Below are 11216 nucleotides of genomic sequence, written 5' to 3' on the forward strand. Positions count from 1 at the left end.
CACACCTGCTCGGCGGCACAAAAAACGGGGCTCTGCATAGCCCCGTTTCATTTATTTCGGCATGTAAACCGGTCAGCCCTGACCGGTCACCGCCAGATAGTGATGTACGCCGTCCAGCAGCATCTGGACCGAGATCATCACCAGCAGCATGCCCATTAATCGCTCCACCGCAGTGAGTCCCCGCTCACCCAACAGCTTGTTGAATACCTCGTAGAACATCAGGATCACCGCGCTGGCGGCCCAGGCCATGAAGAGCGCCAGCGACCAGTCCACCATCCGGGCTGGCTCCTGATTGGCCAGCAGCATCAAAGAGGCAAGGATCGACGGGCCGGCGATCATCGGGATCGCCATCGGCACCAGGAAGGGCTCCTCGCCCGCCGCCAGTCCGGTCACCCCCCCTTCACTCGGGAAGATCATCTTGATGGCGATCAGGAACAGGATGATGCCCCCGGCAATGCTGACCGCTTCCTGCCGCAGATTGAGGAAGCCGAGGATCTGCTGACCGACAAACAGGAACAGCATCATGATGGCCAGCGAGAAGAGCAGCTCGCGGATCATCACCTTGCGGCGTCGCTTGGGATCGATATGACGCAGGATAGAGAGGAAGACCGGCAGGTTGCCCAGCGGGTCCATGATCAGAAACAGCATGACTGCGGCAGAAAAAGTATCCATACAACGCCCGGGCTACGCCCTGAATAGGGAAAAGAGAGGGGGCGAAATATAGCAAAGGGCGAAGAATTGAGCGAGCGCCAGATGCGCTCGCTGGGGGTTAACCGTGGTTGCAGATCTTGTCGGCATGGGTCTGGAAGCCCTCTGCCGAGTCGATAAATTTGCCACGAGCGGCCAGGAAGTCGATCAGCGCCTCCGCATCCATCTCACTGGCACTGCAGGTATGAAAACGGGCCTCGGCACCGAACCGCTCCGCCATCGCCTGTTTCAGGCTGGCACGGGTAAATTGCCCCCCTTGCGCCAGCATCATTTCCATCACTTCGTGACCATGAACCGATTGCGACATCTCTCACCTCAATAATGAACATATTTAATGCCAATTAAATATCGCCCCGCCCGGAGGGATCTTGATATAGGCCAATAAATTGCGCATTACCTGGCCAGGGGAGTGGTCACCGCCGCCGCTTTGTCGATAATGTGGCAACCCGCGTCAGGGATCGCTACACTGGCGCCCCTTTTTGGCCATCGCAGACAATGTATAAGGATATTGGCGTCATGCTGTTCCATGGAGAGGCTCTCAAGCCCTGGCAGATCTGGACCCGCCGCCCCCTCTGGCTCAAGACCCTGATCGGCATGCTGACAGGGATTGGTCTGGGCGTCGGTTTTGAACAGCAGGCCCTGCTGCTCAAGCCCCTTGGCGTCTTGTTCGTCAACACCATCCAGATGCTGATGGTGCCCCTTATCTTCTGCTCAGTCATCGCCGGTCTCACCTCGCTGCTCAAGGGCAAGGCCCTCGATCGCATCGGCAGCAAGGCGATCTGTCTCTACTTCTGCTCGACCGCCATCGCCATCTGCATCGGCCTGATGATGGGCTGGCTGCTGGAGCCCGGCATGGGTGCCGACATGGGCCCCTATGAGCGGATCGGCATGTCGGAACCGCCCACCCTGGCCAGCGTGCTGAGCCATCTGGTGCCGAGCAACCCGGTACAGGCGATGGTAGATGGCAAGATCCTGCAAGTGATCGTCTTTGCGGTGGCGCTGGCGGTGGCCCTCAACGCCAGCGGTCGCCGTGGTCGTCCCGCCATCCTCTTCTTCACCTCGCTGGCCGAGGGGATGTTCAAGCTGACCCAGATGGTGATGGCGCTCGCCCCTTATGGTGTCTGCGCCCTGATGGCCTGGATGACCGGCAAGTACGGCCTCGATCTGCTGCTGCCGCTGCTCAAGGTGATCGGCGCCGTCTACCTCGGTTGCCTGCTGCACGTGCTCGGGGTCTACAGCACCCTGCTGCTCCTGCTGGCACGGCTCAATCCGTTGCACTACTTCAAAAGCATCGTCGATGCCCAGGCGGTGGCCTTCACCAGCAGTTCCAGCAGCTCCACCCTGCCCATCAGTCTGGCCTGCGCCGAGAAGCGGCTGGGAGTCTCACCCGCCATCACCGCCAAGGTGCTGCCCATCGGCGCCACTATCAACATGGATGGCACGGCCCTCTATCAGGGGGTCACTGCGCTGTTCGTGGCTCAGGCATTCGGGGTGGACCTGCACATGGTCGATTACCTGACCATCATCAGCATCGCCACCCTGGCCAGTATCGGCACAGCTGGCACCCCGGGCACCGGGTTGATGCTGCTGACCCTGACGCTGACGGCGGTGGGCTTGCCGCTGGAAGGGGTGGCACTGATTGCTGGCATTGACCGGATCCTCGACATGGCGCGCACCACGGTCAATGTATCGGGGGATATTCTGGTGTCGGTGCTGATCGCCCGCAGCGAGAACGAGCTGGATCTGGCGATCTATCATGATGCCAGCGCGGGGGAAGATATCGAGTTCCCGCCGCGCTAGCGGAAGAAAACTCAGCTGTCGTGGGGATCGTGATGACAGCGCCAGCAGACCTCAAAGTTGGCGCCGTTCTCCTCCCCGCACTGACCGCACAGCCAACCGTTACCCTGACGCTGCTGGTAACGCTCGATGACCCGCCCCGCCCTGCTGCGATCCTCGGCCCGCACCATCAGGGTCACCTGCAACATGTCGACCGGCAGTTCGCCAAGGGCGCCGGAAAGCCCCTCGCCATTGAGCCGCACCAGCACCCCTTCTGCCTCCAGCGCCCCTTTCAGGGCGTGTGCCTCCAGGGTATGAGAGGCGCGATAGAGATTGATCCAGTTATCCATAGCTCCCCCTTACAACAGCTTGTCGATGCCAAACTCGGCGCCGTTCTCAATCATGAAATCGATGAATGCCCGCAACTTGCGCGGCATCAGCCGCCGCTCCGGAAACAGCAGGTAGATGGGCACCCTGGGTTGCTGCCACTCTGGCAGCAGGATCACCAACTCGCCGCTGGCCAGCTCATCCTGACAGAGCATAGCGGGTAACGAGGCCAACCCCAGCCCCGCCTTCGCCGCCTCTCGGGCACAGGTAATATTATTGACCCGAAAACGGGATGGGGGGTCAACCAGCACCTCTCTGCCATCCAGCTCGAAGCACCAATGAGAGGCGAGAAACCCGCTGCTCACCGTCACCCGCTCGTGATTGACCAGATCCTCCGGCCGCGCGATGACCGGACTGCGCGCCAGATAGTCCGGGCTGGCACAAAGCAGCCGTCCGGTGCTCCAGAGCCGGCGGGCCGCCAGATTGGAGTCGCTCATGTCGCCAATTCGCACCACCGCATCCAGCCCTTCGCTGATGGGGTCCACCACCCGATTGGTCAGCTCCAGCTCCACCTGCAAGGCAGGATAGGCCTGCAAAAACTTGGCGACCAAGCGCCCGACCACCAGTTGCCCTGTCTCGATGGGCACCGCCAGTTTGAGGATGCCGGTCACCTCCTGCTGGCTGGCGCTCAGCATCAGCTCGGCTTCGGTCAGGGCATCGACCGCCTTGCTGCAGTGCAGGTAGTACTTCTCCCCCTCCTCGGTCAAAGTGAGCTGACGGGTGGAGCGATAGAGCAGTCGCACCCCGAGCCGCTGTTCCAGCTCGGCGATACGGCGGCTGACCATCGCCTTGGTCATCCCCAGCTCGCGGGCGGCTCCCGTAAACGAGCCTTTGTCGACGATACGCACCAGAATTAACGCGGCATTGAGATCCATTGTTGCACCAGTGAAACTGTATATCTCGTGAACCAATACTAATCGAAACAGTTGACCAGTGTTAGCCTGCGCCCCTTAAGTTCAGGAATCACAAAAATGAGTCAACACAAAAAAATTCCCCTGCTGGCAGCCATGATATTGGCGCTGCTCGGTCTGCTGTTCGCCGGTTACTGGTATCTTCACGGCCGCCATTTTGAAAGCACCGACAACGCCTACCTGCAGAGTGAAGTGACCGGGATCAGCTCCAAGCTGCCCGGCTATATCCGCGAAGTGCTGGTCACCGACAACCAGCCGGTCAAAGCGGGCCAGCTGATCGCCCGGCTCGATGACCGTGAATACAAGACCAAAGTGGCCGAGGCTGAGGCCGACCTGCATCTCAATCAGGCGACGGCCGAAAATCTCGCTGCCACCCGCACCCAACAGCTGAGCCTGATCCAGCAAGCCGAGGCCAAGGTCGCCTCCGCCAATGCCGAACAGCTGCGCGCCAGCCAGCAGGTCAACCGCATCAGCCAGCTCAACCAGCGCCACTACAGCTCGCAAGACAGTCTGGACGAGGTGCGTGCCGGTCTGCAGGTCAATCAGGCGCAAGCCCAGGAGGCCAAAGCCGCCCTGCAGGCGGCCCGTGAACGCCTGCTGGTACTGGATGCCGAGCGCAAACAGAACCTGGCCAAGCTGGCATTGAGCGAAGCACAACTGGAGCAGGCCAAGCTGGAGCTTGGCTACACCGAACTGCGGGCGCCTGCCGATGGCATCATCGGCAAGCGCAGCCTGCGGGAAGGGCTCTACGTCCAGTCCGGCATGCAGGTCGCCAGTCTGGTGCCGCTGCAGCAGGTGTGGGTCGAGGCCAACTTCAAGGAGACCCAGCTCGCCCATATGCAGCCGGGCCAGAAGGTCGAAGTGGTGCTCGATGCCTACCCGGATCAACCGGTCGAGGGGATCATCGACAGCCTGGCCCCGGCGACCGGTGCCAAGTTCGCCCTGCTGCCACCGGAGAATGCCACCGGAAACTTCACCAAAATCGTGCAGCGGGTGCCGGTCAAGATCCGCATCCCCGAGCCGGGCCTGCTGGCTGGCAAGCTGCTGCCGGGTCTCTCTACCGAAGTGATCGTGGATACCCGCACGCCTGATCCCGTGGTTGCCGCCAACTAATGGAACCCATTCCACGTCGCAACTGGATCGCGGTCATGGGGGGCCTCATCGGCGCCTTCATGGCCATCCTCGATATCCAGATCACCAATGCCTCCCTGAAGGATATTCAGGGGGCGCTATCGGCCACTCTGAGCGAAAGCTCCTGGATCTCCACCTCCTATCTGGTGGCGGAGATGATCGCCATCCCCCTGAGCGGCTGGTTGAGCCGGGGGCTGAGCGTGCGCCGCTACCTGCTGTGGACCACCGGCGCCTTTATCGTCGCCTCCGTACTCTGCTCGTTCAGCTGGAACCTCACCAGCATGATCGTCTTTCGGGCGCTGCAGGGTTTCACCGGCGGGGCGCTGATCCCGATGGCTTTCTCCCTCATCGTCACCCTGTTGCCGCTACAGAAGCGGGCCACCGGCATGGCGCTGTTTGGCCTCTGCGCCACCTTCGCCCCCGCTATCGGCCCGACCCTCGGCGGTTGGCTCACCGAACAGATGTCATGGCACTACATCTTCTACCTCAACGTGCCGCCAGGACTGCTGGTGATGGCCATGCTGGCCCACGGGCTGGACAAAAAGCCGGTGGACTGGGCCGTGATCAAGCGGGTGGATCTCATCGGCATCGTCACCATGGCGCTCGGGCTCGGCTTGCTGGAGGTGGTACTGGAGGAGGGCAATCGGGAGGACTGGTTCGGCTCAAGCTTCATCGTGCGACTGGCGGTGATCTCGGCGGTGGCGCTGGTGTTCTTCGTCATCAGCCAGCTGATCCGCCGCCACCCGCTGGTCAATCTGCGGCTGCTGCATAACCCGCGCTTCGCGCTGGCCTGCTTCGCCTATCTGATCCTCGGGATGGCGTTGATGGGTTCCATCTATGTGTTGCCGCTCTACATGACCCAGATCCACAACTACAACGCGCTGGAAATCGGCGAGGTACTGATGTGGATGGGACTGCCGCAACTGCTGGTGCTGCCGCTGGTGCCCAAACTGACCCACAAGATAGACCCGCGCTATCTGGTGAGCTTCGGCTTCCTGATCTTCGCCGTCAGCTGCTTTATGAACGTCAACATGAGTGCCGACTACGCCGGGCCGCAGCTGATCCAGTCGCTCATCGTGCGGGCGCTGGGGCAACCCTTCATTATGGTGCCGCTGTCGCTGGTAGCGACCGCCAGTCTGAGCCACGACGAGATACCCTCCTCCTCGACCCTGCTCAACGTGCTGCGCAACCTCGGCGGCGCCTTCGGTATCGCCATCATCGCGACCTTGCTCGACAACGATACCCGCACCCATGTGCTGCAGATTGGCAGCACTCTGGCCGCCAGCAGTATCGAGGGGCAGAGCTATCTGCTGCAGCTGGCCCAGAGCATGATGGCGCAGGGCTCAGGCCCCGAGATTGCCCAGCAGCAAGCGCGGGCCATGCTGGCCAATACCATCAACCGGGAGGCGGCCATCATGGCCTATAACCAGGTGTTCTACATCATGGGGATCTTCCTGCTGATCGCCAGCGGCCTGATGCTGTTGCTCAAATCCCCCGCCCCACGGGCAGCGGATGCCGAACCGCTAGAGGCGTGAAAAAACGCCGGGCATAAAACGAAAAACGGGCCAATGCCCGTTTTTCGCTATCTATTACCTGTACTCAACCAGAAGGCATTATCCCGCCAGCGATCCCGCAATCAGGAATTGCGCGGCGAAGTAGCTGCTCATGACCCAGGCCCGAGCGTGGGGAAAGGGGCGGCGGAAGCGATCGAGCGCCAGCATGCTGTCGGAGAAGAGGAACATCAGCGCCCCCACCAGAGCGGCGGCAGAACCGGCAGTGAGAGAGGCATGCCAGGCACCGGCGGCCACCCAGGCCATGCCGATGATCACCAGCATGTAGCAGAAGACCGGGATCCGCATCTCCCCCAGCTTGCCCCACAGCAGACCAAAGACCATGCCGGCGATCAGCAACAGCAGCAAACCATCCAACAGATTGAGCACCAACGGCCCCTGGGCAAAGCCGACGATATAGCAGAGATGCGCGACAAAAAACGCCGCTAACCCCTGAATGAAGCGATCGCTTGGCAGCATCAGCAGCACATCGCCCGCCAGCGAGAGGCAGAGGCCGAGCAGGATCCAGGCGTGAGAACCGTCGTGGTCATAACTCTGGTAGCCGAACGCCAACGCGATGATAAGCAGCATGGTCAGCGGCTTGCTGATATAGAACTGGCGGCTGTCTGAACCGTAGGCAGCACGGATGTGCCACCAACCTGAAGCGATGATCAAGAAACTCAATAACATGCCCTGCTCCTCACCTGTTGCTCGCAGTCATACGGCAACCGTTTTTATCATGGTGCAGGGTAACAAATTCCCTCCCCCAGTGGCAGGGGTGCTTATCAAATGGACAGACTAAGCCTAAAGTCTAATTGCCGCCCCGAGTGGTTCAGGGCATAAGTGACGGGTCTGGAGGATCACCATGGAAGAAGCTATGAAAAACTATCTGCCCGCCATCGATATTATGATGTGCCATCTGGGGATCAGCTTTGAGCAGGCCTGCGAACAGCTGGGTCTCAGCCAGCAGGAGCAACAGGCACTGGATCAGTTGCAGCAACAGCAGAGCCAAACCAACTAGCCCTCCCGTTATTGGATATCATGATGTGCCATCCGGGGATCAGCTTTGAGCAGGCCTGCGAACAGCTGGGTCTCAGCCAGCAGGAGCAACAAGCACTGGATCAGTTGCAACAACAGCAGAGCCAGACCAACTAGCCCGTTCAAACATGCATACCAAAGAGAAGACCGCCAGCAGGCGGTCTTCTCTTTAAGTCTGTGTGATACCCCGGCAAGGCATCATGCAATGCCTGCCAGCAGGCGACTCCAGCTGCGTTTACCTGCGATGAAGCCATCCCGCAAAGCGCGGTACTCCAGTTGCAGCTTGAGGCGGTCATAGCGCGCCAGCGCCTTGCGCTTGCGCAGCTCCAGCAGCCGTTTGCGACTGGCGTAGTAGTGTTGCAGTTGCTGGCTCAGCTTGTCGTACTCCTCCTGCAGCAGTGCCTGCCACAGTTCGCGATCCTCCTGCTTGCGCAATCTGGCTTGCGCCCGCTTCAGCTGCATCAGCAGCCGGGCCTGCTCAATACGCTCCTCCGGCGAGGATCTGAGATCCCCCGCCAGACCACACCAGGAGGCGAGCCGGATCAACCACTTGGTCGGATCGAACTGCCACCAGTGAATGCCGTTGCGGTAGTCATTCTCGAACAGGTGGTGAAAGTTGTGGTACCCCTCACCAAAAGTGAAAAAGGCCAGGATGCCGTTATCGCGAGCGGTATTGCGGTCGGTATAGGGCTGACTGCCCCAGATGTGGGCCAGCGAGTTGATGAAGAAGGTGGTGTGGTGAGTCATCACCATCCGCAGCACGCCCGCCAACAGCAGCATGCCGAGCAGATCCCCGTGCCACAGGCCAAGCAGCAGCGGCAGACCCAGATTGGTCGCCAGCACCAGCATCAGGTAGTGACGGTGCTGAAACGCGACCACAGTGTTGTTCTGCAGATCCCGCACATTGCTGTAATCGCCATAGCGATCTCCCTGATGCTCCCGCAACATCCAGCCGATGTGGGAGTACCAGAAACCGCGCCCCGCGCTATAGGGGTCTTTTTCATTGTCATCCACATGGCGATGATGACGGCGATGATCGGCCGACCAGTGCAGGGCCGAATTCTGCAGCGCCAACGCGCCGCCGATGGCAAACAACCACTGCAAAGCGGGGTGCGCCTTATAGGCCTTGTGCGACCAGAGTCGGTGATAGCCTGCGGTGATGGAGAGACCACTCAGGCAGAACAACAACAGGAAGCTGGCCCACTGCCAGAGATCGTAACCGTGGCTCATGCCGTACCAGGGCACGACAATCAACGCCACTATCCCGGAGAGGGAGAACAGCAGGGTATTGGTCAAAATAATCGGGGGTCTGGCCATCTCATAGCATCCTTTCAGCGAACAGCTGTTCACCATTTTCCATGGCGATTTCCTCAGGGTCAATGGTAAAAAAGTAGGATACAAACCTGATCCTGAGGCGCCTTCGGGTTATCATTTGGCCTCGATAAGCTGAAGGTGACTGATTCTGTGGGTATTCGCGCTCAACAAAAAGAAAAAACCCGGCGTACATTGATCGATGCTGCATTCAGCCAACTGTGTGCCAACCGGAGTTTCTCCAATCTCAGCCTGCGGGAAGTCGCTCGTGAAGCGGGTATTGCCCCCACCTCTTTCTATCGCCACTTTCGCGACATGGAAGAGCTGGGCCTGACCCTGGTTGACGAAGGGGGTCTTACCCTGCGCCAACTGATGCGCCAGGCACGCCAGCGCATTGCCGGTGGCGGCAGTGTCATCAGCACCTCGGTGCAGACCTTTATGGAGTTTGTCGAGAACAACCCCAACATCTTCCGGCTGCTGCTGCGGGAGCGCTCCGGCACCTCGGCCGCCTTTCGTCAGGCGGTGGCTCGCGAAATCCAGCACTTCATCGCCGAGCTGACCGATTATCTGGAAGCCACCACCGAAGCGCCACGGGAAGATGCCTACATCCAGGCTGAAGCCATGGTCACCATCGTATTCAGTGCCGGCGCCGATGCGCTCGACATGACCAGCGAAGAGTGCCGGGCACTCTCCGACCGAACCATTAGCCAACTGCGGATGATCGCCATGGGCGCCGAGGTACAAAACCAGAAGCGCCGTGCACCTCACCCATGACCACAGGATGGAGAACGACATGCCTGAACAGCTTATGATCCCGAAAAAACCGCTCGCCATGGCGATGCTGATTGGCATCTGTGGCGACGCCTCTCTGGCCGTGCTGACCAACTCGGTCGTACCTTTCTCCTTCTTCCCGCTGATTGCCCTCTGGCTGGCGGCCTATCAGCTGTTCCAGCACTATCGCCATGAACCCATGGTGGGCAATACCCCCATCTGTACCCTGTTCTGCTTCTTTATCGGTGCCTTCGGCCACTCTGCGCTGCTCAAGGTGCAATACCCGGAGCTCGGCAGCAACTTCTTTTCCCTGATCATGATGCTGCTGCTACTGGCAGCCCTCTCCATCAAACTTGGCCTGAGCATTGGCAACAAAGAGAAGCCCTGATAAATCGACCGAGTGATGGTAATCACCTGATAGATAAAGCAAAGAGGCCTTTCCAACGGGAAGGCCTCTTTGTTTGTGGTACACACTGTAGTGGTCAACTAAATCCGGACACTTGGTTAGGCCGAACCTCGGCTTTTGCTGGCGGTATCCCGTCATTGTATTGATGTGGACGCCGCCAGTTGTAGTAATCCATGAGGTAACAACTGATATCCCGCTTTGCTTCCCGCAGGCTCATGTATCCCCTTGCCGGGAGCCACTCTGACTTCAGGCTTCTGAACAATCGCTCCATCGGTGCGTTATCCCAGCAATTACCACGCCGACTCATGCTCTGGGTCATGCGATAGCGCCACAGTCGTTGCCGAAATGCCCGACTGCCGTATTGGCTACCTTGGTCAGAGTGAAACAGCACACCGGATGGGCAACCTCGCAGCTGATAGGCCATCTCCAGTGCTTTTATTACCAACTCTGCATCAGGTTTGTCAGACATCGCCCAGCCCACGACCCGCCGGGTATGCAGGTCGAGCACTGCGGCCAGGTAATGCCAGTGACCACCGGCCCAGACGTAAGTGATATCGCCACACCACACCTGATTGGGTTGCTGGACATCAAATTCGCGGGCCAGCAGATTGGGAATATCCGGTCGTTCAGACTGTGCCACCTTATAACGGTGTGCGCCCAGCTGCCTGGATGCCAGCCCGGCTTCCTTCATCAGGTTACGTACTTTGAATCGACCAATCTGATACCCCAACTCCCGCATCATCGACATCAAGGTGCGGCTGCCTGCCGAGCCTCGGCTCTCTTTGAACAACCGGCGCAACTCGCTGCGTTGCTGTATCCGCTCACGGTTAATCGTCCGCTTGCTAGCCAGATAGTCGTAAAAACAGGAAGTGGGAACATCGAAAGCGCAGCATACCAGGGTGATGGGGGCTTGCTCTCTTAATTGGTCTATCAGCGCGTACGTGTGAACTCGTCCGTCATCAAGAGAGCCGTAGCCTTTGTTAGAATGTCCTTTTCGCGCTCGAGCCGATGGATGCGGGCTTCCAGCTCCTGAATTTTCTGCTGCTCAGGAGTCAGTGCTTTGCTAATAGGAGTGGTGCCGGTTCGTTCGGATTGTAGTTGCTGAACCCAGCGGCGAAGTACGGTTTCACCGACATTCAGTGAACGGCTTGCTTCGGGGACAGAATATCCCTGGTCGAGCACCAGGGATGCGGCTTCGAGTTTGAATTCGGCAGTAAATGAGCGACG

At 59.5% G+C, this 11216-nt stretch carries 13 protein-coding genes; 6 read left to right on the plus strand and 7 right to left on the minus strand.

The features are described from left to right. Positions 1–72: 72 nt before the first annotated feature. Together PG888_RS06545 and PG888_RS06550 are read right to left on the minus strand one after the other, a co-directional pair. A complete protein-coding gene (locus PG888_RS06545; protein ID WP_042057060.1) occupies positions 73–672 on the minus strand; it encodes a YhgN family NAAT transporter in 600 nt (199 codons plus the stop codon). Positions 673–769: 97 nt separating this feature from the next. Then, complete coding sequence (locus PG888_RS06550) at positions 770–1015, minus strand: YecH family metal-binding protein (RefSeq protein WP_042057059.1); 246 nt, start codon at positions 1013–1015, stop codon at positions 770–772. Positions 1016–1224: 209 nt separating this feature from the next. Here PG888_RS06550 and PG888_RS06555 point away from each other — a divergent pair, with 209 nt between their 5' ends. After that, entirely contained in the window at positions 1225–2508 is a 1284-nt protein-coding gene (locus tag PG888_RS06555) for a dicarboxylate/amino acid:cation symporter (protein WP_139409338.1), read from the plus strand. 11 nt (positions 2509–2519) lie between these two features. Here the strand turns inward: PG888_RS06555 and PG888_RS06560 are convergent, their stop codons facing one another. Together PG888_RS06560 and PG888_RS06565 are read right to left on the minus strand one after the other, a co-directional pair. Further along, a complete protein-coding gene (locus PG888_RS06560) occupies positions 2520–2834 on the minus strand; it encodes a putative signal transducing protein (RefSeq protein WP_042057054.1) in 315 nt (104 codons plus the stop codon). 9 nt (positions 2835–2843) lie between these two features. Next, positions 2844–3746, minus strand: coding sequence for a LysR family transcriptional regulator (locus tag PG888_RS06565; protein ID WP_042057053.1), 903 nt, complete (start codon positions 3744–3746; stop codon positions 2844–2846). A gap of 96 nt (positions 3747–3842) precedes the next feature. Between PG888_RS06565 and PG888_RS06570 the strand changes: the two genes are divergently transcribed. Together PG888_RS06570 and PG888_RS06575 are read left to right on the plus strand one after the other, a co-directional pair. Then, positions 3843–4895, plus strand: a complete 1053-nt coding sequence (locus tag PG888_RS06570) for an HlyD family secretion protein (RefSeq protein WP_182938815.1) — start codon at positions 3843–3845, stop codon at positions 4893–4895. Continuing rightward, the gene (locus PG888_RS06575; RefSeq protein ID WP_182938814.1) at positions 4895–6448 is read left to right on the plus strand and encodes a DHA2 family efflux MFS transporter permease subunit; all 1554 of its coding nucleotides are present in this window, start codon (positions 4895–4897) and stop codon (positions 6446–6448) included. Before PG888_RS06570 ends, PG888_RS06575 begins: the two co-directional genes overlap by 1 nt. Positions 6449–6526: 78 nt before the next feature. On the opposite strand, the gene PG888_RS06580 is transcribed toward PG888_RS06575, so the two are convergent. After that, positions 6527–7153 carry a lysoplasmalogenase gene (locus PG888_RS06580; RefSeq protein ID WP_042658155.1) on the minus strand — a complete coding sequence of 209 codons (627 nt, stop codon included), beginning with the start codon at positions 7151–7153 and terminating at the stop codon, positions 6527–6529. 187 nt (positions 7154–7340) lie between these two features. Here PG888_RS06580 and PG888_RS06585 point away from each other — a divergent pair, with 187 nt between their 5' ends. Next, the gene (locus tag PG888_RS06585) at positions 7341–7484 is read left to right on the plus strand and encodes a hypothetical protein (RefSeq protein ID WP_167573640.1); all 144 of its coding nucleotides are present in this window, start codon (positions 7341–7343) and stop codon (positions 7482–7484) included. A 215-nt stretch (positions 7485–7699) separates the two neighbouring features. Here PG888_RS06585 and PG888_RS06590 read toward each other — a convergent pair whose 3' ends face one another. Further along, the gene (locus tag PG888_RS06590; RefSeq protein ID WP_182938813.1) at positions 7700–8818 is read right to left on the minus strand and encodes a fatty acid desaturase; all 1119 of its coding nucleotides are present in this window, start codon (positions 8816–8818) and stop codon (positions 7700–7702) included. Positions 8819–8965: 147 nt separating this feature from the next. Between PG888_RS06590 and fabR the strand changes: the two genes are divergently transcribed. Both fabR and PG888_RS06600 read left to right on the plus strand, forming a co-directional pair. Further along, positions 8966–9586: an HTH-type transcriptional repressor FabR gene (gene fabR / locus PG888_RS06595; RefSeq protein ID WP_058054236.1), complete on the plus strand. Its 621-nt coding sequence runs from the start codon at positions 8966–8968 to the stop codon at positions 9584–9586. A 19-nt stretch (positions 9587–9605) separates the two neighbouring features. After that, the gene (locus tag PG888_RS06600; RefSeq protein ID WP_182938812.1) at positions 9606–9971 is read left to right on the plus strand and encodes a YijD family membrane protein; all 366 of its coding nucleotides are present in this window, start codon (positions 9606–9608) and stop codon (positions 9969–9971) included. A 94-nt stretch (positions 9972–10065) separates the two neighbouring features. Here the strand turns inward: PG888_RS06600 and PG888_RS06605 are convergent. Next, positions 10066–11216 (minus strand): IS3 family transposase gene (locus PG888_RS06605; RefSeq protein WP_270693017.1). Its coding sequence is split into 2 segments (ribosomal slippage), with 1152 coding nucleotides annotated over them: positions 10066–10970 and positions 10970–11216; the frame shifts between segments, so codons are not numbered across the junction. This gene is flagged as partial in the annotation.

This window comes from Aeromonas sp. QDB23, from assembly GCF_027707745.1.
Classification (GTDB): Bacteria; Pseudomonadota; Gammaproteobacteria; order Enterobacterales; family Aeromonadaceae; genus Aeromonas; species Aeromonas allosaccharophila.

Coding starts and splice junctions, on each gene's coding strand:
- PG888_RS06555 (WP_139409338.1), top strand. CDS start 1,225: ATGCTGTTCCATGGAGAGGCTCTCAAGCCCTGGCAGATCTGGACCCGC.
- PG888_RS06560 (WP_042057054.1), bottom strand. CDS start 2,834: ATGGATAACTGGATCAATCTCTATCGCGCCTCTCATACCCTGGAGGCA.
- PG888_RS06570 (WP_182938815.1), top strand. CDS start 3,843: ATGAGTCAACACAAAAAAATTCCCCTGCTGGCAGCCATGATATTGGCG.
- PG888_RS06590 (WP_182938813.1), bottom strand. CDS start 8,818: ATGGCCAGACCCCCGATTATTTTGACCAATACCCTGCTGTTCTCCCTC.
- PG888_RS06585 (WP_167573640.1), top strand. CDS start 7,341: ATGAAAAACTATCTGCCCGCCATCGATATTATGATGTGCCATCTGGGG.
- PG888_RS06580 (WP_042658155.1), bottom strand. CDS start 7,153: ATGTTATTGAGTTTCTTGATCATCGCTTCAGGTTGGTGGCACATCCGT.
- PG888_RS06550 (WP_042057059.1), bottom strand. CDS start 1,015: ATGTCGCAATCGGTTCATGGTCACGAAGTGATGGAAATGATGCTGGCG.
- PG888_RS06575 (WP_182938814.1), top strand. CDS start 4,895: ATGGAACCCATTCCACGTCGCAACTGGATCGCGGTCATGGGGGGCCTC.
- PG888_RS06545 (WP_042057060.1), bottom strand. CDS start 672: ATGGATACTTTTTCTGCCGCAGTCATGCTGTTTCTGATCATGGACCCG.
- PG888_RS06600 (WP_182938812.1), top strand. CDS start 9,606: ATGCCTGAACAGCTTATGATCCCGAAAAAACCGCTCGCCATGGCGATG.
- PG888_RS06565 (WP_042057053.1), bottom strand. CDS start 3,746: ATGGATCTCAATGCCGCGTTAATTCTGGTGCGTATCGTCGACAAAGGC.